General features: G+C 65.5%; 19 protein-coding genes. 17 read left to right on the top strand and 2 right to left on the bottom strand.

The features are described from left to right. Positions 1-431: 431 nt before the first annotated feature. The 12 genes from BSP109_RS14485 (at position 432) to BSP109_RS14430 (ending at position 10314) form a co-directional block, all read left to right on the top strand. Positions 432-857 (top strand): hypothetical protein, encoded by a 426-nt coding sequence (locus tag BSP109_RS14485; RefSeq protein ID WP_146001179.1) that lies wholly within the window; start codon positions 432-434, stop codon positions 855-857. Next, the gene (locus tag BSP109_RS14480) at positions 857-1432 is read left to right on the top strand and encodes an RES domain-containing protein (protein ID WP_101601573.1); all 576 of its coding nucleotides are present in this window, start codon (positions 857-859) and stop codon (positions 1430-1432) included. The genes BSP109_RS14485 and BSP109_RS14480 overlap by 1 nt, the downstream gene beginning before the upstream one ends. 86 nt (positions 1433-1518) lie before the next feature. Then, complete coding sequence (locus BSP109_RS14475; protein WP_101601571.1) at positions 1519-2292, top strand: bifunctional 2-polyprenyl-6-hydroxyphenol methylase/3-demethylubiquinol 3-O-methyltransferase UbiG; 774 nt, start codon at positions 1519-1521, stop codon at positions 2290-2292. 90 nt (positions 2293-2382) lie between these two features. Continuing rightward, positions 2383-3060, top strand: coding sequence for an SDR family oxidoreductase (locus tag BSP109_RS14470; protein WP_087004501.1), 678 nt, complete (start codon positions 2383-2385; stop codon positions 3058-3060). A gap of 75 nt (positions 3061-3135) precedes the next feature. Then, entirely contained in the window at positions 3136-3933 is a 798-nt protein-coding gene (locus BSP109_RS14465) for an alpha/beta fold hydrolase (protein WP_257944721.1), read from the top strand. Continuing rightward, the gene (locus BSP109_RS14460; protein ID WP_101601568.1) at positions 3930-4568 is read left to right on the top strand and encodes a PH domain-containing protein; all 639 of its coding nucleotides are present in this window, start codon (positions 3930-3932) and stop codon (positions 4566-4568) included. Before BSP109_RS14465 ends, BSP109_RS14460 begins: the two co-directional genes overlap by 4 nt. A 71-nt stretch (positions 4569-4639) precedes the next feature. After that, positions 4640-5350 carry a DUF5819 family protein gene (locus BSP109_RS14455; RefSeq protein ID WP_101601567.1) on the top strand — a complete coding sequence of 237 codons (711 nt, stop codon included), beginning with the start codon at positions 4640-4642 and terminating at the stop codon, positions 5348-5350. Continuing rightward, positions 5347-6438 carry an HTTM domain-containing protein gene (locus BSP109_RS14450; protein WP_101601565.1) on the top strand — a complete coding sequence of 364 codons (1092 nt, stop codon included), beginning with the start codon at positions 5347-5349 and terminating at the stop codon, positions 6436-6438. The genes BSP109_RS14455 and BSP109_RS14450 overlap by 4 nt, the downstream gene beginning before the upstream one ends. A 69-nt stretch (positions 6439-6507) precedes the next feature. Next, positions 6508-7431 carry a sulfurtransferase gene (locus BSP109_RS14445; RefSeq protein WP_101601563.1) on the top strand — a complete coding sequence of 308 codons (924 nt, stop codon included), beginning with the start codon at positions 6508-6510 and terminating at the stop codon, positions 7429-7431. Beyond that, positions 7428-7898 carry a SufE family protein gene (locus tag BSP109_RS14440; protein WP_101601561.1) on the top strand — a complete coding sequence of 157 codons (471 nt, stop codon included), beginning with the start codon at positions 7428-7430 and terminating at the stop codon, positions 7896-7898. Before BSP109_RS14445 ends, BSP109_RS14440 begins: the two co-directional genes overlap by 4 nt. Then, the gene (locus BSP109_RS14435) at positions 7895-8677 is read left to right on the top strand and encodes a peptidyl-tRNA hydrolase (protein ID WP_257944720.1); all 783 of its coding nucleotides are present in this window, start codon (positions 7895-7897) and stop codon (positions 8675-8677) included. The genes BSP109_RS14440 and BSP109_RS14435 overlap by 4 nt, the downstream gene beginning before the upstream one ends. A 38-nt stretch (positions 8678-8715) precedes the next feature. Beyond that, a complete protein-coding gene (locus BSP109_RS14430) occupies positions 8716-10314 on the top strand; it encodes a hypothetical protein (protein WP_257944719.1) in 1599 nt (532 codons plus the stop codon). A gap of 25 nt (positions 10315-10339) precedes the next feature. Here BSP109_RS14430 and wecC read toward each other — a convergent pair whose 3' ends face one another. Further along, positions 10340-11596, bottom strand: coding sequence for a UDP-N-acetyl-D-mannosamine dehydrogenase (gene wecC, locus BSP109_RS14425; protein WP_101601559.1), 1257 nt, complete (start codon positions 11594-11596; stop codon positions 10340-10342). Positions 11597-11644: 48 nt separating this feature from the next. Continuing rightward, complete coding sequence (locus BSP109_RS14420; protein WP_101601558.1) at positions 11645-13522, bottom strand: glycosyltransferase; 1878 nt, start codon at positions 13520-13522, stop codon at positions 11645-11647. Positions 13523-13719: 197 nt separating this feature from the next. Between BSP109_RS14420 and BSP109_RS14415 the strand changes: the two genes are divergently transcribed. From BSP109_RS14415 to BSP109_RS14395, 5 genes are read left to right on the top strand one after another with little or no spacing between them, the layout of a single operon-like run. After that, the gene (locus BSP109_RS14415) at positions 13720-15741 is read left to right on the top strand and encodes a polysaccharide biosynthesis protein (protein WP_101601556.1); all 2022 of its coding nucleotides are present in this window, start codon (positions 13720-13722) and stop codon (positions 15739-15741) included. After that, positions 15738-16775 carry a glycosyltransferase family 4 protein gene (locus tag BSP109_RS14410; RefSeq protein ID WP_101601554.1) on the top strand — a complete coding sequence of 346 codons (1038 nt, stop codon included), beginning with the start codon at positions 15738-15740 and terminating at the stop codon, positions 16773-16775. The genes BSP109_RS14415 and BSP109_RS14410 overlap by 4 nt, the downstream gene beginning before the upstream one ends. After that, positions 16700-18001 (top strand): glycosyltransferase family 4 protein, encoded by a 1302-nt coding sequence (locus tag BSP109_RS14405; RefSeq protein WP_308297920.1) that lies wholly within the window; start codon positions 16700-16702, stop codon positions 17999-18001. Before BSP109_RS14410 ends, BSP109_RS14405 begins: the two co-directional genes overlap by 76 nt. Next, complete coding sequence (locus BSP109_RS14400) at positions 17998-19752, top strand: glycosyltransferase family 4 protein (RefSeq protein WP_180959765.1); 1755 nt, start codon at positions 17998-18000, stop codon at positions 19750-19752. Before BSP109_RS14405 ends, BSP109_RS14400 begins: the two co-directional genes overlap by 4 nt. Continuing rightward, positions 19749-20636 carry an ABC transporter permease gene (locus tag BSP109_RS14395; RefSeq protein ID WP_101601550.1) on the top strand — a complete coding sequence of 296 codons (888 nt, stop codon included), beginning with the start codon at positions 19749-19751 and terminating at the stop codon, positions 20634-20636. Before BSP109_RS14400 ends, BSP109_RS14395 begins: the two co-directional genes overlap by 4 nt. Positions 20637-20643: the final 7 nt, after the last annotated feature.

The following is a 20643-nucleotide window of genomic DNA, read 5'->3' as shown; positions in this document are numbered from 1 at the left end:
ATGGGCAGACCGAGGTCGACCCGGTCGGGGTGGTGATGCCGCTGACCGCGTGATTCGTAGCCCGACCCCGCTGCTTAATACCAAGTTAAAGGAACTACCGAAGAACACCACGAAAAGGGACTTGACCGTCTACCTTCTTCTCGTCCACTGCAGCTCCTTGAAGTCTCAATCGAATACTAGCGGAGAGTGAGTACTCACAGGGGGTGAGTAGGTGGTGACCTGCGCGACTGTCTGCCCATGAGCACCGCTTTGCCCACCTGCGACACGTCGTCCTTCGTGCGCCTCCTGCCGCCAGGCGGTGAGGGGCGACCGCATCGACACCGGACCATGACTGTGGGCGGGGTGATCCCGGATCCCGACATCACTGGGGGAAACCGGAGTGGTCTGGCACTTTCCTTGCAACAGGAATGTTGCAGGCGGATAATGTGGGTATGACCGATACAGCAATGGACAGAACCAGCGCGGGCAAGACCAGCGCTAGCGGGAAGCATCGCGAGAAGCCTGCCCGTGGTGAGGACGTGGGCCCGAAGCTTCTCCCCATGAAGGTCCGCGCCGCGGCGTCTGCTGTGGGAGGCCAGGCGAATCTAGCGGAGTGGGTCGGAGTCGCTCGCAGTCAGCCGACACGCTGGGCAGCCGGCGAGACTGAGCCCTCGACAGCTGTGGCTCGCGCCGTCACTGACCTCGAGTTCATCGCCTCCCGCGCCCGCATGGTGTGGAGCGACTCTGTCCTTCCGGACTGGCTCAACGGACACAACGCCTTCCTCGACGGTGCGACGCCGTTGGAGATGATTCGCCAGGGCCGCACCTCCGAAGTCCTAGATGCGATCACGGGCGACGAAGCAGGCGTCTACGCCTGATGCGCGTGTATCGCGTCCATCCCTGGGTGGAGGGAGCGGACAGCAGAGCGCCCTACGGGGCTCTGTTCGTTCCACCCGGTCAGGGCTCCGGCCGGTGGGACAACCCTGATCTGTACACGCTGCGGTACTTCAGCACGACATCAGTGGGCGCAGTCGCAGAGACGTATGGCTCCCTGGCCAGATGGAGTGAAGGCATGCTGCGCGTGCCGCATAACGCAGAGGCAGTGGCGGCGCTGAGCACCTACGAGATCCCCGACTCCTCCCGCCTGGCCGATCTCGCCGACCCGAACGTCCTGCTCCGTCTTGGCGTTCACCGAGTCACGCACATCGTCGAGCGGAACAAGCGGCGCACCCAGCGCCTTGCCGCGAACATCCATGACAGCGGTGAGTGGGACGGGATCACCTGGTGGTCGTACTACCACCCCAGTGTCACCCTCGTCGCAACGTGGTTGGACGACGAGGTGACTCACGTGGATACCTCAGCGCTGAGCATCGGTGGCGACACGGTGCAGCAGGCTGCGCAACTCATCGTGCGAGAGATCCGCCGCGGCCGCATGAGGAGAGAGCCGCACTGATCGCCCCGCAGATATACGCGCATCCTCTTTGCCAGCCCAGCACAACGAGTCGTCCCCTGCGATCCCTTCGCGATTAGTGTGGGGGAATGAGCACCGATGCCAACCACAATCACGACCACGCGCCTCAGGCCGATGCGCCCCAGGACCCCACCGCGTTCTGGGAATCCCACTACGGCGACGAGCAGGTGTGGTCCGGCAACGTGAACGCATCACTCGCTGACGCTGCCGAGCACCTCATCCCCGGCAGCGTGCTCGACCTGGGCTGCGGCGAGGGTGCCGACGTCCTCTGGCTCGCACAGCGCGGGTGGAGGGCCGTCGGGGTCGACATCTCGCAGGCCGCGATCATTCGCGCCCGCACCGCCGCCGAGGCCGCAGACCTGGGCGAAGACCGTGCCGCCTTCGTCCGTGCGGACCTCGCGACCCTCGCCGACCGCGATCGTCACGAGTCCCTCAAAGGGCCCTTCGACCTGGTGACCGCGAGCTTCTTCCAGTCGCCGGTCGCGCTCGACCGGCAGCGGATCCTCCGCGCGGCGGCAGACCTCGTCGCAGCAGGCGGCCACCTCCTCCTCACCTCCCACGCCGCACCTCCGTCGTGGGCGAAGGAGCAGATGGGCGGCCACGCCGACCACGCCGGCAAGCACGCCAGCGACGACACCAGCGACCACGACCACCACACCGGCGGCCCCGCAGAGTTCCCATCGCCCGAGGACGAACTGAGCACACTCGCACTCGATCCCCACGAGTGGGAGACCCTCACTGCCGGGATCCGCACGCGCGACGTCCAGGCACCTGATAGCGCTCACGCCCACCTCGACGATTCCGTCGTCTTGGTTCGTCGCAGAGGAATACCAGCCGCCTGAGTGCGTTGAGGCAGGAGGAAGCTCGGCGCCTCACTCCAGATGGGGAGGCGACCGGGACTCGGCATCACCCCTGACGAAGGAGGCAGCGATATGGCTGACAAGAAGGCCGTCATCATCGGAGCGCACGGAAAGATCGCGCTGTTGGCAGCACCCCGGCTCGTCGATGCGGGATACGACGTCGACGGACTCATCCGCAACCCTGACCACGCGGTGGACGTGCGCGCATCCGGCGCGAACCCCGTCGAACTGAGCCTGGAGGATGCGAGCGTCGACGACCTCGCGAAGGCCTTCGACGGAGCAGACGCCGTGGTGTTCTCCGCGGGAGCCGGCGGGGGCAACCCTGATCGCACGAAGGCCGTCGACCACAAGGGAGCGGTGCGCGCGATCGACGCTGCCGTCCAGGCCGGCGTGACGCGCTTCATCATGGTCTCGTTCGCCACCGCGCTCGTGTCCAAGGACACGGTCGACCCGGAGGAGCCCTTCTACACGTACGCCAAGGCGAAGCACGACGCGGACGAGCACCTCCGCTCGACGGATCTCGACTACACGATCCTGGGACCGGGCAAGCTCACGCTGGAGCCTGCCTCGGAGAAGATCGTCGTCGCGGACAAGGACGGCCGGATCGACGATCAGGACGTCGAGGCGGCAGACACCAGCCGCGACAACGTCGCCGTCGTCATCGCCCACGTCCTGAAGAGCAACGTGGGAGTGCGCCAGACGGTGAACTTCTACGATGGCGACACCCCGGTCGCCGACGCGATCAGCTGAGGCCCGCACACTGACGGCATGACGGCGGCTCGCCACCATGCTGACGTCTGAGAGCCGATGTGCGACAGTGAAGATGTGAGCACACAGAACAGCGCCGCACTGGCGACGAAGACCGTGGGGGAAGGGCCCGACAGGGCCGTCTTCCTCCACGGTCTCTTCGGCCGCGGCAAGAACTTCACGACCGCGGCGAAGGCCATTTCCGACACTCACACGAGCACGCTCGTGGACCTGCCCGATCACGGCGAGTCCCCATGGACAGAGGAGTTCTCCTACGTCGCGATGGCCGACGCGGTGGCAGACACCCTGCGGACGGGCGCTGCGGCAGACGGGCCCGTCGACGTCATCGGGCACTCGATGGGCGGGAAGACAGCGATGGTGCTGGCACTGCGGCACCCGGACATCGTCGACCGGCTGGTCATCGTCGACATCTCACCGGTCGCCGCTGACAACGGAGGCGAGTTCGAGCACCTGCTGGGATCGCTCGCCGCGCTCGATCTCGGCGCCCTCGAATCGCGCACCGATGCGGACCAGGCGCTGCAGGAGCCGATCCCTAACAAGGGCACGCGCGGATTCCTCCTGCAGAACCTCCGCTCGACGGCCGATGGATACGAGTGGCAGCCGAACCTCGACCTGCTCTACCGATCACTGCCGACCATCGGCGATTTCCCCGACGTGGAGGACCGCGTGTTCGACGGCCCCACGCTGTGGATGGGCGGATCGGAATCCGGGTACATCACTGAAGCCGCGGAACCCGTCATGCAGGGCTACTTCCCGAAGGTCCGCCAGATCACCGTGAAAGGCGCCGGCCACTGGGTCCATTCGGAGAAGCCCGCAGAGTTCGCAGAGATCCTGCGGTGGTTCCTCACGCGGTGAGCACTCCGGGACACACTCCGCCTCCGCAAGGCGATGCGGGCTGGCCGGGTTGGGCGCACAAGCGAGCAGCGAAGCTCGCCGAGGTCTGGGGGCCGGGCCGTGTCCTGCTCGCCTACCCACGCACGCGCGCGCTGTTCGTGCTGCCGTTCGTCATGCTGGGCGTGATGTGGTCCACCGCCCTCAGCGCACCGCTCCTGCTCCTGTTCTCAGGCCAATTCTCAGGCCAACGGACCGCGGTGGTGGTGGGGATCGGTCTCCTCATCTTCTTCGTCCTGATGTGCACCGCCGTCACACTCCTCGCCATCGATTCGTGGCGCACGAGCATCCTTGCGACCCCGGGTGGGATCGAGGTGCGGCAGTTCCCCTTCAGGACACGCCGCGTGCGGTGGGACGAGCTGCATCGCGTGGAAGCGCAGCAGACCGGATACCGCACCGGGGCGAGCGTCCTCGTGCTGACAACGGGGGAGAGGATCGTGTGCAAGGCGACTGACGTGCGCAGAGCGTTCTACAACGGTCACCGGATCCGCACGTTCAAGAGCTCGGCAGGCCAGTTCTTCTCCCCGACCACGGCCGAGCTCATCAGCCTTCACCGTGAGTGGATGCGGAACGTCGGCGATCGAAAGTCACGACCGTGAGCAGCAGCGGAGCGCCTGACGTGTCCCAGGCGCAACCTCGCACGAAGCGACCTCTGTGGATCCGCATCTGCATGGTCGTCGCACTGGTGATGACCGCCTGGCACGTGGCGGCCTCCTTCCTCTGGATCGCACCGGCAGGACCCGCCCGCGACGCCGTCCCCGGCGATGCGCTGCGCAGCTACATGCTCCCCATGTACGGGCAGAGCTGGAGCGTCTTCGCCCCCGCACCCATCAACGGCGACCACCGCCTGGATATCCGCGCGGTCGTCGTGGAGAACGGCGAGGAGCGCGTCACCGACTGGGTGCGCGCCACCGATGTGGAGATCTCCCTGTCGCGCCACAACCTCTTCCCACCGCGCGCCGCGAACCTGGCGATCAACGTCTCCTCCGCGCACAAGAGCGCCTACGACGATCTGAACGACGATCATGAGGCCGTCGTCGCCGTCGACTATGTCCAGGACGAGTGGCAGCCTCGGCTGGAGGAGGACCTCGAGTCCGACGACGACGGAGCCGTCGACCCGTACCTCGAGGCCGAGGAGGAGCTCACCGCCTACGCCACCCAGGTCGCCTACGCCGTCTGGGGTGAGAACGTCGCTCGCGTGCAGTTCCAGACGACCCGGCAGAACGTCGTCCCGTTCGCCGAACGCAATGAGCCTGATGCTCAGAAGCCGCCGCTGCAGGTGGTCAACACCGGCTGGCGCGGACTCATCGAGCGCGACGGACAGTCGCGCGAACAGTTCGCGAACTACTTCTGCTCCGCACCAGAGGATGTCTGCTCATGAACCAGAGGACGTCTACACCTGCCCGCATCCTCCGCACCGCACGCGGGCTCCTGTCCCAGCTGTGGCACGGCATCGTGAAGGTCATCGCGGACCTCTACTTCTTCTCCGAGAACTGGCTGCTGGACACCAAGCACGCCCAGTACGGACTCGCCGTCACCCGCATCATCATCGGCTTCGTGGGCATCGGCCTGCTGCTGACGAACTTCAACGCGCGCCTCTACACCTTCGGCGAAGGCTCCGCCTGGAACGGGGAGCTCGCCGAACCGGTCAGCGACTTCCCGAACATCTGGCTCTTCAGCCTCTTCCACAACGTCGCGGACAACCCCGCTCTCTTCACCCTCCTCTACATCCTGCTGGGCATCCTCGCCGTCATCATCATGCTCGGATGGCGCACGCGGATCATGCTGCCCATCTACCTCATCGGCTGGGTCAGCTTCATCGAGGTCAACGACTCCGCCGGCGACCAGGGTGACAACGCCTACCGCATCTTCCTCATCGCACTGCTCTTCGCAGACACCTCGATGCGCCTCTCCCTGGACGCTCGCCGCCGCGCCCGTCCCATCGAGGTCGCGAAGCCCTGGTGGCAGCGCAAGCTGGCGGGGGAGCGACTGCTGCCCGCGGAGCTGACGAACCTCGCACACAACATCGTGCTCATCGTGCTGACCTTCCAGGTCTCCGCGATCTACGTGTCCGGTGCGCTGTACAAGGCCGGCGGCACTCCGTGGTCGGAGGGCTGGGCCGTCTACGACCCGCTGCACGTCGCGCAGTTCAGCACCTGGCCGGGACTGGCGGACCTCCTCACGGTCTGGGGCCCTGGGGTCGCCGCAATCAGCTGGGGATCGATCATCCTGCAGATGGCCTTCCCGTTCATGCTGCTGCGCCGCGGCACCCGTGTGGTCGCGCTGTTGGGCATCCTCAGCTTCCACATCGGCATCGGCGTCCTCATGGGTCTGCCGTGGTTCTCGCTCACGATGATCGCGGTCGATGCGATCTTCATCCGAGACGAATCGTGGAAGAAGCTGGGCACCGCCTTCACCCGCACCTGGGCGAGCACCTCGAGCACGTCCAGCACGCGGACTGGGGAATAGACGCCCGCCTCCGTATGGTTGTGGCGGAAGGCTCTCCCTACCCGTACTCCACCCCCATTTGGAGGCACCATGACAGATTCCACCGCACCCCGCGTTCCCACAGACACCTCGGACCCCAAGTTCGAGGCCTACGCGCGTCCGGAGCGCATCGTGAGCACGCAGTGGGTGGCCGACAACCTGGAGACCCCGGGTGTCGTCATCGTCGAAAGCGACGAGGACGTCCTCCTGTACGAGTCCGGCCACATCCCGGGGGCCGTGAAGATCGACTGGCACACGGAGCTCAACGATCCCGTCACCCGCGACTACGTCGACGGTGAGGGCTTCGCACAGCTCATGTCCGCCAAGGGCATCTCTCGCGAGGACACCCTGGTCGTCTACGGCGACAAGTCGAACTGGTGGGCCGCCTACGCGATGTGGGTCTTCACCCTCTTCGGCCATGACGACGTGCGCCTCATGGACGGTGGCCGCCAGAAGTGGGAGGCAGAGGGCCGCGAGTACACCCGCGAGAAGCCCCATCCCACCCCCACCGAGTACCCGGTCGTCGACCGCGACGACTCCCAGATCCGCGCGTTCCTGCCGGAGGTCCGCGACGCGATCGGCGACATCCCGCTCATCGACGTGCGCAGCCCGGAGGAGTACACGGGGGAGCGGACCCACATGCCCGCCTACCCGGAGGAGGGCGCCCTGCGCGGCGGCCATATCCCCACCGCGAAGTCGGTGCCGTGGGCTAAGGCGGCGAACGATGACGGCACCTTCCGCTCCGCCGATGAACTGCAGAAGCTCTACCTCGACGACCTGGGCCTCAAGGCTGACGGCGACATCATCGCCTACTGCCGGATCGGTGAGCGCTCCTCGCACACCTGGTTCGTGCTCGAGCACCTGCTGGGCTTCGACAGCGTGAAGAACTACGACGGCTCCTGGACGGAGTGGGGCAACGTCGTGCGCGTGCCCATCGTCACGGGTGCGGAACCGGGGGAGGCGCCCCGCGCATGACCGACACCACGAACGCCCCGCTGCCCGGCGGCCTCCAGGAGATCGCGGACGACTTCGCAGCCGCGGCGCAGAACGAACTGCTGGAGATCCTCCTCGAGTTCAGCGACGAGCTGCCCGCACTGCCCGACCGTTACGCAGACCACCCGGAGCTGCTGGAGCCGGTGCCGGAATGTCAGTCGCCGATCTTCGTCATCGCCGAGGTCGAACCGGCGGACGACCCGAAGGACGGCACGGTCCGTCTGTTCTTCTCCGCCCCGCCGGAGTCGCCCACCACCCGCGGATTCGCCGGCATCCTCCAAGAGGGGCTGGATGGCCGCACGGTCGGTGAGGTCCTTGCTGTCCCCGCGGACTTCCCGCTGCGACTGTCGCTCACGAAGGCGGTGAGCCCTCTGCGGCTCAACGGCATGTCCGGGATGCTCACCCGCATCCAGCGACAGGTCGTGGAGAAGTCCGGGCAGCAGGCGTGAGCGAGGCCGATGCGGAGACCGGCACTGCCGACTCCGCATGCCCGGACGTCTCCCGGATGCGGCGACATGAGAGCGACCACGACATCCCGTGGGCGTTGCCCGTGGTGGTCCGCAGGTCAAAGACGCACATCGCCCGTCACGTCGACGTGCTGGAGGCCGCCGCCGAGGCCGTCGTCACCTTCCTCGACGACCCCCGCTCCCAGCCCGAGGGCGAATGGCACGAGGCCCTCGAGCACTGGCGGCATGGCGCCATCCGCAAGGTCGTGCGCCGGGGAGACGGCAAGCAGTTCGAGGACGCCGCCGCACTGGGGTGCGTGCGTGTGCAACGCGATAGCGCCCATGGCTTCGGGCCGGTGGACGTCCTGGTGCTGCCTCCCGGCCCGGTGCAACCTCTGCCGCGGGAGCTGAAGAAGCTGCAGGTCGGCGGCACGGAATTCCCGCTCGGCGTGAGCGAATCCGACGACGGCTCAGCAGATCCAGCCACGACATCGAGCGCGACGACTGGAGCGCTCGTCGTCATCGAGCTGACTCCGGCGGCGACTCTCACGACGGGCAAGGCTGCGGCACAGTGCGGCCACGCAGCGCAGCTGGCATATGAGCAGATGCCCGACCAGACGCGCGCGCAGTGGCGCGCTGCGGACTTCCGCGTCCGTGTGGAGTTCGCATCCGACGCGTCCTGGGCGAGTGCACCGCCCGCACCGGTGCGCGTGGTCGACGCAGGTTTCACCGAGGTCAACGGTCCCACGGAGACCGCCCGCGCACGGTGGTCCCACCCCTAGACGTCCGACGCTCGCAGGACTGCCAATAGACTGCTCTGGTGAGGACCCGAGTGAGAAACCTGTGTGCGCTGGCCTCGGCCGGAGTGTTCCTGCTCGCAGGATGCAGCCTGGGAGTCGACGAAGAGCGGGGGACCCGCACGACGGAGCCTCCCGAACCACCTTCAGCTCCCGGGCTGACCCTCCGCGACGATGCCGAAGAGTTCGTGCAGGACCTGGGCGAGCACGCCTCATTCGGCGACCCTGTGGAGCTGTCCGTCTCGCTGGACAAAGTCGGTGGACGTGTTCGGCCGGAGAACATCGGCATCTCATTGGAAGCAACCGACCTGGCTGATCCGCGCCTCGATCCTGAAGCATCGACGTTGGATGAACGTCTCAATGAGCTGGGTTCTCCTGCGCTGCGCTTCGGAGGGAACAGACTGGACCGGAACCTGTTCTGGACGTCATCAGGCGAGACATCCGACGACTCCGACGACGTAGTCGTTCAACCGGAGGATCTGGAGCGGCTGCGGAAGCTGACGGATGCGACGGACGCGAAGGTGACTCTGGGGCTTCCACTCGGAGACTTCGACCCGGAGCGGGGCGCGGACATGGCCGCACATGCGCAGCAGTCCCTCGGTGATGCTCTGGTCGCCGTCTCGATCGGCAACGAGCCGAACGGCTTTACCGTGGAGGGAGAGCCGAACCACCGCGTCCGCGACGACTCCTGGGACGTCGATGCTTATGTGCAGCAGGTGGAGGAGTACGCCGCGGCGGTCGCGGATGCGGCGCCCGGCCTGCCCATCGCTGGGCCCGGAGCGTTCGACGCCGAGTGGATGCGTGGGTTCGCAGGATCGGATGTAGCCGACAAGGCGGCGGTGAGTCAGCACTGGTACGCGCTCTACGACTGCGAGTCGACAGAGGTGCCGGGTCGAGGTCCGCAGGCAGAGAACTTCGTCCATCCTGAGGTGCATGACTCTGCGGCGCGGATCCTTGGCATCGGGCTGGGGGTGGCCGATGAAGCGGGCCTGCCACTCTGGGTCGAAGAGACCGGCCCGACCAGCTGCCCTGGCACCAACGACACCTCGCGGACACAGTCGAAAGCACTGTGGACCATCGATTACACCCTGCATGCGGCTCAGCTGGGAGTGCAGCGGATGGCGATGCACTCCATGCTGGGCGATTGTCTGGGCGGGGCCCCGATGTCTGTTGTCTGCACAGCAGAGGACGATCCGGCGGCGATCGTGGGGCAGAACAACCACGCTGCGCTGCGCCTGGCATCGATGAGCGCGAACGGTGAGTTTCTTTCCACCGAAGGTGCTCGCAGCGATGTGCGGACCTACGCCGTCCACGACGAGGCGGCAGATCAGATCGTCGTGACGGTGCTCAGCACGGCCGATGCGGCGGACATCGACGCCACGCCGATGAGCATCGACGTACCGGACGGTTACGCCGCGATCGCGGCCTCACAGGTCTCCGCGGAGAACCTCACGGAACCGATGGTGTCGGACTACCTGGAGCCGCTGCCTTTGCCGGAAACCCTTCCGTACTCCGACGAGCTGGAGGGCGGCACTGCCCTCCAGCTCGACGTGGATGCGAGTTCGGCGACCGTCTTCGTGTTCGAACGGAGTGCCTCGACGACACCGACCACGTCAGATTGAGCGGTGTCGTGAGCGATGGCGGTTCTCAGATGCTCCGCCACGCACCGCGGGTGTCGAAGATCTGGGCGGCCGTCAGCGCGGAAGGGTCAGCGTTCTTGAAGATCGTGTGATCGACGAGCAGCAGGACGAGGTCAGCTGCAGACATCGCGGTTTCGAACTCCGTGAGCACGACGTTTCCGTGTGTCCTCAGGGACGACGGGAGTTCGTCGATGTGCGGTTCGACGGCCATGATGTCTGCCTCGGGCAACCGCCGGGCGAGTTCATCGGTGATGTGCATTGCAGGGCTTTCGCGCAGGTCGTCGATGTCGGGTTTGAACGCGAGTCCCAGGACTGCGATACGTGGCTGCTTGAACCGCTGCGCCCGCGGAACGACCTGATGGAGGACGTACTCCGGTTTCGCGTCGTTGATCTCGCGTGCACTGCGGATCATCCGGGCTTCTTTCGGCGCGGATGAGACGATGAACCAGGGGTCGACCGCGATGCAGTGGCCGCCCACTCCGGGGCCCGGCTGCAGGATATTCACCCTCGGGTGGTGGTTGGACAGCTCGATGAGTTCCCACACGTCGACTCCCACGCGGTCGGCGATGAGTGAGAGCTCGTTCGCGAACGCGATGTTCACGTCGCGGAACGCGTTCTCCGTCAGCTTCGCCATCTCAGCAGTCCGTGCGTCGGTGAGGAGCATCTCGCCTTCACAGAACAGCTGATAGAGGTCTCGTGCCCGTTCACCGGCGTCGCCGTTGACGGACCCGATGATCCGGTCGTTTGTGCGCAGCTCGATCATGATGCGTCCGGGAAGGACTCGTTCGGGACAGTGCGCGAAGTAGACGGTGTTCGGCAGATCCGGCTCCAGTGTGAGGTCCGGACGCGTCTCCATGACGGTCTGCGCGACGAACTCCGTCGCGCCGGGGGGCGACGTCGACTCGAGGATGACGAGCTCTCCACCGGTGAGCTTCGCGGCGATGCTGCGCGTCGCCTCTTCGATGTAGGAGAGGTCGGGGACCTTTCCGTCCTTGAACGGAGTGGGAACGGCGACGATGTAGGTGTCTGCCTCCGGTACCGTCAGCGAGGCCGTCAGCGAACCCTGCGACACGGCACCGGCGAGCACCGTACCCAGGTCGGGTTCAACGAAGGGCAGCTCTCCGGCATTGACGGCATCGACGGTGCTCTTCTTCACGTCGACCCCGGTGACTTGCACGTCGACGCTGGCAAGGACCGCGGCGGTGGGCAGTCCGATGTAGCCGAGGCCCACGACGGCGACGGACGGAGTGCGGGGTGGAGGCATCAGGAGAGACCTTTCTGCGGGGCGTGCATCATGAGTCGGCGGACCGGCTCAGAAGAAGTGGTGTTCCGGGGCGAGGCCGAAGCCGTGGACCACGCTGTTGGCGAGCAGTTCGGGCTGTTCGACGGTCCAGGTGTGGGCCCCGTCCTGCGTACGGACCTGCACGAAATTGAAGCGGTCGGCAGAATAGACCACACCACCGGAGGCGGTGAGGTCTCTGAGGAATGTGGTGTCTTCGCCGCGGGTGATCGGGTTGAAGCCGACCTCTGTGAAGGCCGCGCGTGAACCCACCATCGTCGGCCCCATCACCAAGTTCGTGTATTTGTGCTCGCGTTCAGGGAAGCGCAGGAGCAGCGCCCCGCTGCCTTCGAGGTGCATGTAGTGGGCCTGCTTGCCCACAAGGTCTGCTGCTGAGTAGCGGAGAGCGTGGATCTGGTCGAGCAGGTAGTGCGCGCCGTAGTGATCATCGTCGTCGAACTTGGCGATCACGTCACCGTCTGCACTGTCGATCGCGAGGTTCAGACACTCGCCCAGACTGAGGGAGGACGGCGCGGCACGGAGGATCACATCGTCCAAACCCATGCTGCCAGCACGTGACCGCACGTCGTCTTCGACGAGCTCGAACCCGTGAGTGACGAGGGACAGTTGCACGTCGACCCCGGTCTGCTTCGCGACGGAGTCGAGCACGTGATCGACCTGGTGAGGGCGATTCGTGGAGACGATGACCGTGGCCGTGGCGACGGTGGGGTCGTCGTAGGGGACGCTCAGCACGTCCATGATCTCCATGGCGCGGTGTGAGTACGTGTACTCGCCCCAGATGCGTCGCTGGGCCAGGTGCACGGACCGATCGCGGAGCTCGGGGCTGCGCATCAGGGCGCGGACTGTGTGTGCGGCTTCTGTCCGGTCAGCCGGTTGGAAGACCTCGTCGACGGGGAAGAACCTGCGGGTTGCCGCGCTGGGGGCGCTGACGACGGGTGTGCCGCTCGCCGTGATCTCGAAGATCCTGCGAGCGCACATGCTGGGGGAGTCGACGACGGAGTTGACGTTGAGGAAGGCGGCGAAGTCCTTGTACGCGTTCGGCATCCGGTCGTAGGGGAGCGAGCCGACCACGTGGGCAGCGAGTTCGCCGGCGAACTGGTACTTCTCGTCTCCGCCGTGCTGGCGGGAGAAGATCGTGAAGCGCTCCTGGGCCTTGTGCGCGGCGTCCGCCGCTCCGCCCAGGAGCCAGTCCATCTGTTCGCGGCGCTCCGGGTACTTGTGCGCGAAGTACATCCCCGCGAATGCCGCGCCTGCTTCACGGCGTGGACCGGCGGGCCGCACCGGGTTGTGAATCGCGGGCTGCGCTGCGAATGAAAGCGCTGCCACCCGGTCGTGTCCCAGCTGCGTCCGATAGTCGTCGATGAGCCGACTGTCACTGGTGAAGACGTGGTCGCACAGGGAGGCTGCCTCGAGGAAGTCCGCGAAGTGCGGCGGGTCCTCCTTGTTCCAGAACACTGTGGGGATGCCCTGCTCGCGGCATGTCGCGAGCAGCTCACGTGCATCGGCTTTGAGTCCGCTCTCACCAGTCAGCTGATACTTCCACTGCCCCTGATTGCCGTTCCACGCCGATTCGACGAAGACGAAATCCAGACTCTGGAGCTCTTCGCGCCAACCCTTGCGGGACAGAGGGACCGTGTCCCATTCATAGGCGAAGGCGAGTGCGGAGAAGTCGTCGAGGATGACTCCCACCCGCACAGATGCGAATACGGGGGTCCGCTGAGCCGCTTCAAAGGACGGATAGCGCTCCAGCAGTGACGCGGCTTCGGAGATCCTGGGGTTCCGTGATTCCGTTCCCTGCCGCTGTTGCCATCGGCGGAACTGGTTGAGGCCGCCCTTGCGCAGATGCCAAGCTCCGGTGCGTGCGTTCCGGACGAGCCGGCGAAACTTCAAGGACCATCTCCGTTCGTGGGCGACGTGAGAACGCGCGCAGTAGTGTGTCGCTGCACGCGTAGAGTGTCATGACGGCTCAATTCCAATAGTGAGAATACTTTAACTATACTCACAACGATCGAGCCCCTCCTTCACAGGAAACCCTGGCCCAGCAGTTGAGTGACCGCGGATGAAAGGCGTGCACGGTACAGACGACGATGACCTCATCTGAGACTGACTCATCGCGTGCCCCGCTGCGATCGCGGACGACGAACGGAGCGCTGACGGCCGCGTTCCTGCGCTCCCTGAATGCCGGGCTGATCTACGCCGCATGCATCTGGCTGGCCTCCCTCGTGCGCTACGACTTCTCACTGTCGGAACCGAACTTCCTGGGCATCGGTCTGTGCTCGGCAGTGGGTCTGGCGGCTTTCCTCGTACTGGGCCCGGCCTTCGTCTACCGTGGGCGATTCTGGAAGGGGTCCGGAGACGAACTCATAGCCGTCGGAGGCGTCCTCGCGCTCGCCAGCGCGGGCATGTACATTCTCAATGCGTTCTCGAGGGACTCGGTGTTCGTGCCGACGAGCGTCCCGGTCACTGCCTCTGCGCTGGCGATCGTCGTCGTCGGTCTGAGTGAGTGGTTGCGCAGTCGCCTGCGTGCTCTCAGACACACTCGCGGTGGAATCAGCAAACGTGCCCTGATCGTCGGCGCGGGCAGTCACGGCCTCACCGCGTACAGGCTCATCACCGATGACCCGCAGAGCGAGCACGTGGCGGTGGGCTTCCTCGACGACGACCCCAGCAAGCGATATCTCCGCATCCAAGGCGCCCGACTGCTCGGAGCACTGGACGATCTGCCCCGTGTGCTCGAGGAGAAGCCCGTCGACGTCGTGATCATCGCCATTCGAGGACTGCCGCCTGAGCAGTTGGACCTCATAGTCGAGACGACGAAGCAGGCAGGCGCAGAGGTGAGGGTCCTGCCCGAACTCGATGTGTACGACCTGCGGGAGCGAGGAGCCTCCGCAGGGTCCGCCATCGCGACCAGACCCGCCTCGTTCCGACCGATCGAGATCGATGACCTGATCGGCAGGAGCCCCATCTCCACCGACGTCCAGGGGATCGCGGGCTACCTGGATGGGAAGACCATCCTCGTGACCGGTGCCGGTGGTTCGATCGGGTCCCACCTGTGCAAGCAGCTCGCCCGCTTCGCACCCGGTCGTGTGGTGATGACGGACCGGGACGAGTCGGGCCTCCACACGACTCAGCTGGTGCTGGAGGGGTCAGCGATGCTGACCAGCGACGATCTGGTGCTGGGCGATCTGCGGGACTCCGGATTCGTCCGCTCACTGGTCGCCGAAGTGAAGCCGGACATCATATTCCACGCGGCAGCGCTGAAACACCTCACGTTCCTGGAGCGCTTCCCGGACGAAGCGATCATGACGAACGTCGGTGCCAGCATGAGCCTCCTCGACGCCGCGGTGGAGACGGGGGTCCCGCAGTTCGTGCACATCTCGACGGACAAGGCCGCGGATCCGACGTCGGTGCTCGGCGGGTCGAAGTACCTGACTGAGAGGTCGATCGCCGCGGTAGCGGCGGAGACCGGCCTGTCGTACATGTCTGTGCGGTTCGGCAACGTCCTGGGTTCGCGGGGATCTGTCCTGGGCACCTTCGTCGCCCAAGCGCAGGCCGGCGGACCGGTCACTGTCACCGCGCCGGGCGTCAAGCGCTACTTCATGTCTGCCGATGAAGCGTGCGAGCTCGTTCTCCAAGCGGGAGCCATCGGGCATCCGGGCGAGACTCTGGTGCTCGACATGGGAGAGCCGGTGCGGATCGAGGATCTGGCGCGGCGCGTGATCGCGCTGAGTGGCCGTGACGATGTGGAGATCTGCTACACGGGGCTGCGGGAGGGCGAGAAGCTCGAAGAGGCGCGGTTGAGCGCATCGGAGACCGACGTGCGTCCGAACCATCCGCTGATCTCGCAGGTCTCCGTACCCCCTGTGGACCTCGCTCGTGTACGCGGACTGATTGTGAGCGCTCGCATCTCCGGTCACAGACGGAATCGGGAACTCGTCGAGGGGCTGCGTCGAATCGTCGGCGCGCCAGGCAGCACTCGAGACTTACCCGGGTCGACGCAGAACGGTCACGCTGGGAAGCGCCCCGCGACCGAACCGTCTAGTAGTACTGCCCCTGTGAATATCGCAGCGATACTCGATGAGGCGGGGGAGAAGGGCTCCGCCTCATGATGCTGATCATTGCTCTTGCATGCGCGTTGGCTGCCGCGGTGTCGTACCTGTCGGCTCGCTTCGCGGTGATTCCGATCCTGCAGCGACGAGGAGTCCTGGACCATCCCACAGCACGGTCATCGCACGATGAGCCCGTTGCCCGCGGTGGGGGCATCGCGGTGTTCGCGGGTCTCGTGGCCGGGTGTGCCACAGCCCTGGTCGCGCAAGCGGTCTCCGCCCAAGGGGTGGAGCCAGGATCTGAAGTCATCCGTTCGCTGCTGCCGCTCGCGGCGGCAGCCCTGTTCGGACTAGTGGGTCTGATCGACGATCTCAATTCCCTGTCGGCTGTGAGTCGTCTCGTGACTCAGGTGGTCCTGGCAGGCGCGTTCGCCGTAGCCGTTCTGATGGTGACGGGAGTCGGGGTGTTCGCCACAGTGGCGGTCGTCCTGAGCATCATCGTCGTCGTCAACGGAACGAACTTCATGGATGGCCTGAACACCCTCGTCCCGGCGTGGGGTGCTGGGACTGGGCTGTGGTTCGGAGTGCTGGGTCTGGGGGTCGGCAGCGAACTGCTCGCGATCGCCACCATTGCCTTGACTGCTGCGCTCGCCGGTTTCCTGCCGTTGAATGCGACGCCCGCCCGCTCGTTCCTCGGGGACGTCGGCAGCTATGCGATCGGTGGGTTCCTCAGCGTGGGGGCCTGGGTGCTGTGGAGCGACGGAGCGCCGGTGACGGCACTGCTTGCGCCCTTCGTGATCCCGATGTTCGACGTTCTGTACACCCTGGGGAGGCGCATCTATCGCGGGGAGAACCTCTTCACAGCACATCGCTCGCACATCTACCAGAAGCTGCAGACCGCGGGTCTGTCCCACGAGCAGGTGTCGGCAGTGCACCTGCTCGCCACTGGCGTCTGCGTTGCCGCGGCACTGCCAGTTCTCTTCGCAGCGCCGGTATACGATCCGTTGATCGCAGTAGCCGTGTGGTCCGGTGTAATCATCGGCTACGCGGCCATGCCCACCATCGTCAGTCGGCGTCAGAGTCGGAAGCCCGCGTGAGAATACTCTTGTTCACCCACTACTACGAGCCTGAAATCGGCGCCCCGCAGCGCCGCTGGCGTGGACTGGTGCGAGAGTTCGTCGAACACGGTCATGAGGTCGCAGTGTGTGCTCCCATTGCGCACTATCCGCATCGCCGGGCGGACGCTCTCGCCGTGGAGCGCCCGCCGGTGTGGCGATGGACCGATGGCAGGCAGGGTGAGACGGTTCTCCGTGTGCCGTACGTCCCGTCGTCGGGCACCATTCCCGGCCAACTGATCGACCAGTCGGTGTCCTCGCTCGCATCTGCTCTCGCTGCGGTGACGATGCGGGGTGTCCGTCCGGACGTCCTCATCTCGACGACACCGGGGTTGCCGATGCCGTTCGTCGCATCGGCAGTGGCCTCCGCTCTGCGGATACCGCATATCGCGGAGGTTCGAGATGCCTGGCCCGATCTCATCGCGGATTCCTCGTTGGTGCGCCGCGCCCTCGGAGGCCAGCTGCCGGCAGGCGCTGCCCAGTGGCTGGAATCGAGTGCTCTTCCCGCCGTCTTCCACAGTGCACTGCGCAGCGCGGATGCGCTCGTGGCGACGACAGAGTCCTTCGCCGCCGCACTGCGCGGACGCGATATGCCACCGGTCACCGTCGTGCGCAACACAAGCGACGTGAGCGCATGGCCCCCCCGCGCAGCGCGGCGCCGCGTCGGGACCGATCTTCACATCCTCTACGTCGGGACCGTCGGACGCTCTCAGGACCTGGAGTCGGTGGTCCGTGCGGTCGCGGATGTCACCGGCGTGCACTTGAGGATCGTGGGTGCCGGTGCACAGTGGGAGGAGCTGCGCGGCCTTGCGTCGACTCTGACTGATCGGATCGAGTTCTTCCCGCAGACGACCGGAGCAGCACTGGAATCGCACTGGGCGTGGGCGCACACAGGGCTCGTCAGTTTGGCGGACGTTCCCTCCTTCGAACGCACTGTGCCATCCAAGCTCGTCTCTGTGATGGCTCGGCGGGTACACGTCACGGGAGTCGTGGCGGGTGAGGCGGCTTCGATGATTCGCACGTCCAGCGGAGGGTCTGTGTCTCATCCCGGTGATGCGGGCCAACTTCGTCGACTGCTCACTGCTCTTCGGGACGATCCGGACTCGACCCTGGTCGACGATCGCCCGCTCGCATGGCTGCGAGACCATGCCTCGCCCAGGGCCGCAGCGGCCACGTATCTCAACCTGCTCGAAGAGGTGCGCAGATGAGCACTCCGATTCTCGCCCGGCAGGTGATCACACTGTGCCGTGTCGTCGCTGATCATGCGACCCACGATCCGGTGGTCTTCGGCATCCAGATTTTCAGGCGGCTTCCAGCCGGTGCCTCGCGCGTAGCAGGAGCGCTGTTGGCTGTGGTCCCGGGGACCGCCGCAGCGGCCGCTGCGAGCTGGTTGACCGGTGACGTGAGCCGTGCGCGCGAGTACGCGACGGCTCGCCCGGCTGGTCGGTTCCAGTCGCGCGTTCTGGGTGAGCTGGCGCTTTCGATGGGTGACAGGCGTACAGCGATCGAACGCGCAGGAGACGTCGCGGGAACGCACGGAGGCCAGCTGTTGGAAGCGCGCATCCGATGGCACGAGGGTCGCATGAGCGATGCGGTCGCCAGCGCTCCTGCCGGCAGGATGAAGGACCGCCTCGCCGCAGAGCTGCGAGTGTTCCAACCGGAGTGGGAGCCCAAGACATCCGCCGACGGAGCCGCACCGACACCGCGGGGCCTGCCGCACGCATCAGTCCTGTTCTGCTTGACGAACTCGCTTCCACACACTCAGTCGGGCTACACACTCCGCACCCATGCTGTACTCACTGCCGTGGCGGACGCGGGCGTGCCGGTGATGGGTGCAGACAGAACCGGATATCCCACAGACATCGGACGGCCCGTCCTGCAAGATCGCGTGCAGATCGACGGCATCGACTACCTGTTCGATATTCCCGCCAGACTGGGGAACACACTCGACGAGCGCCTTGAGCAGCAGACGAGCTTCCTCATGCGAACTGCGCGCGGCTCCCGGGCGCAGGCCATCCACACGACGACTCACTTCACGAATGGACTGGTCGCGCGCGCCGCCGCGCGTGAACTCGGCCTCCCGTGGATCTACGAGGTGCGAGGCTCTCTCGAGGACACTTGGGCCTCCTCACGTGGAGACGAGAACGACGAACTGGCGGCGCGCCGGAGTGAGCGGTTCCGACTCTTCCGACAGCGGGAGACGGACATCGCACGCAGCGCTGACGCGGTGCTCACACTCGGACTGACCATGGCGGACGAGCTGGCCGGTAGAGGCGTCGACCGCAACCGGATGCTGGTTGCTCCCAACTCCGTTTCGGGGGGACTGCTGTCTGCAGACTGGCGTGAGGACCCTGCCTCAGTGCGCGAATCCTTGGGGCTGCCGCGCGGGGGAGTTTGGGTGGGGACTGCCGCGTCGATCGTAAGTTATGAGGGTCTCGATACGCTCGTGGACGCGGTGATTTGCGCACGAAGCTCAGGCGTCGACCTGCGGGTCCTCATAGTCGGTGATGGAGCAGAGCTCCCTGCCTTGAAAGAACGCGCAGCGAAGCTCGGAGACGCAGCGGTCTTCACCGGTCGGGTGCTTCCCGAACGTGCGCAGGAGTATGTCCTCGCCTTGGACATCTTCGCGGTTCCGCGGAAGGACGTCGCCGTGTGCCGTAAGATCACTCCTCTGAAACCAGTAGAGGCAGGTGGGCTTGGCCGGGCAGTCGTTGTGAGCGATCTACCGGCACTAACTGAAGCCCTGCCGAAAGAGGCGCGTAAAGTGTTCGCAGCTGAGCAGGTCGAAGATCTGACACGAACGCTTGTCGCGCTCGCGGACGATCCCGATGAGCGGCAGCGATTGGGATCGGCGGCACGCCGGTTCGTGGAGGAGAACCGCACATGGACGGCGTTGGGCGAGCGGTACCGGAGGATGTATGAGGATCTGGGAGTACCAGTGAAGGGCGGTCACGTATGAGCACGACGAATACGTCGACCTCCACGGATTCGAAAGAGCCAGTCGCGGTAGCCTCCTGGTCGCTTGGACAAGTCGGACGCCGTCCTCCGCTCGACACGTATCTGCGTCAGCTCTGGCGTCGCAGGTACTTCATTCGCGAGGAAGCGCGGTCGAAAGTCGCCGGGACCGCGAATCGGAACCTGCTGGGGTACGGCTGGCTGGTGCTCAACCCCCTTCTCATGGGACTGGGCTTCTACGTCATCTTCGGGCTGATCCTCAACACGTCGAGGGGTATCGACAACTTCGTCGGATACCTCATGATCGGCGTGTTCTTTTTCCAGTTGTCGATTCGTTGTGTCACAGGTGGAACCCAGGCGATCCGCAGTGGACAGGCGATGATCCGAGCGTTCGCGTTCCCGCGGGCCGCATTGCCGATTACAGTGGTTGTCCGTGAAGTCATGAACTTCATGCCCACGTTCCTGGTGCTCGCAGTGGTTCTGTCCGTCCTGCCTCCTGACGAGAACCTCACGTGGCGCGTCGTGCTGGTGATTCCCGCTTTCCTGTGTCAAACGCTGTTTGTCCTTGGATGCGCGTTCTTTCTAGCGAGGTTGGGACACATCGTGCCCGACATCAGCAATGTCGTAAGCGTCTTCGCTCGCTTCTGGCTCTACGCGTCCGGCGTATTCTTCTCGATCGACCGCTTCGTCGACCAGCCTGCGCTCCAAGCGGTCATGAAGGTGAATCCGATGTATTCCTACCTGCAGATCTATCGGAACTCCATCCTCTACGGGCTGGACTCGCCACTGTGGATGTGGTTGCTGGCAGTAGGCTGGGCCTTCGTTTTCGTCATCTTCGGTTTTCTGTTCTTCTACCGCGGGGAGGAGTCGTATGGTAAGGCGCAGTGATTCTACG

This window comes from Brevibacterium sp. Mu109, from assembly GCF_900169375.1.
Classification (GTDB): domain Bacteria; phylum Actinomycetota; class Actinomycetes; order Actinomycetales; family Brevibacteriaceae; genus Brevibacterium; species Brevibacterium yomogidense_A.
The sequence above is the reverse complement of the archived record's forward strand: the minus strand, read 5'-3'. Positions and strand labels throughout refer to the sequence as shown.

Excerpts from the sequence above, each read along its gene's own strand:
- BSP109_RS14445 (WP_101601563.1), top strand. The coding sequence starts at position 6,508 with ATGACAGATTCCACCGCACCCCGCGTTCCCACAGACACCTCGGACCCC.
- BSP109_RS14395 (WP_101601550.1), top strand. The coding sequence starts at position 19,749 with ATGAGCACGACGAATACGTCGACCTCCACGGATTCGAAAGAGCCAGTC.
- wecC (WP_101601559.1), bottom strand. The coding sequence starts at position 11,596 with ATGCCTCCACCCCGCACTCCGTCCGTCGCCGTCGTGGGCCTCGGCTAC.
- BSP109_RS14470 (WP_087004501.1), top strand. The coding sequence starts at position 2,383 with ATGGCTGACAAGAAGGCCGTCATCATCGGAGCGCACGGAAAGATCGCG.
- BSP109_RS14415 (WP_101601556.1), top strand. The coding sequence starts at position 13,720 with ATGACCTCATCTGAGACTGACTCATCGCGTGCCCCGCTGCGATCGCGG.
- BSP109_RS14410 (WP_101601554.1), top strand. The coding sequence starts at position 15,738 with ATGATGCTGATCATTGCTCTTGCATGCGCGTTGGCTGCCGCGGTGTCG.
- BSP109_RS14440 (WP_101601561.1), top strand. The coding sequence starts at position 7,428 with ATGACCGACACCACGAACGCCCCGCTGCCCGGCGGCCTCCAGGAGATC.
- BSP109_RS14455 (WP_101601567.1), top strand. The coding sequence starts at position 4,640 with ATGGTCGTCGCACTGGTGATGACCGCCTGGCACGTGGCGGCCTCCTTC.
- BSP109_RS14450 (WP_101601565.1), top strand. The coding sequence starts at position 5,347 with ATGAACCAGAGGACGTCTACACCTGCCCGCATCCTCCGCACCGCACGC.
- BSP109_RS14485 (WP_146001179.1), top strand. The coding sequence starts at position 432 with ATGACCGATACAGCAATGGACAGAACCAGCGCGGGCAAGACCAGCGCT.
- BSP109_RS14400 (WP_180959765.1), top strand. The coding sequence starts at position 17,998 with ATGAGCACTCCGATTCTCGCCCGGCAGGTGATCACACTGTGCCGTGTC.
- BSP109_RS14475 (WP_101601571.1), top strand. The coding sequence starts at position 1,519 with ATGAGCACCGATGCCAACCACAATCACGACCACGCGCCTCAGGCCGAT.
- BSP109_RS14480 (WP_101601573.1), top strand. The coding sequence starts at position 857 with ATGCGCGTGTATCGCGTCCATCCCTGGGTGGAGGGAGCGGACAGCAGA.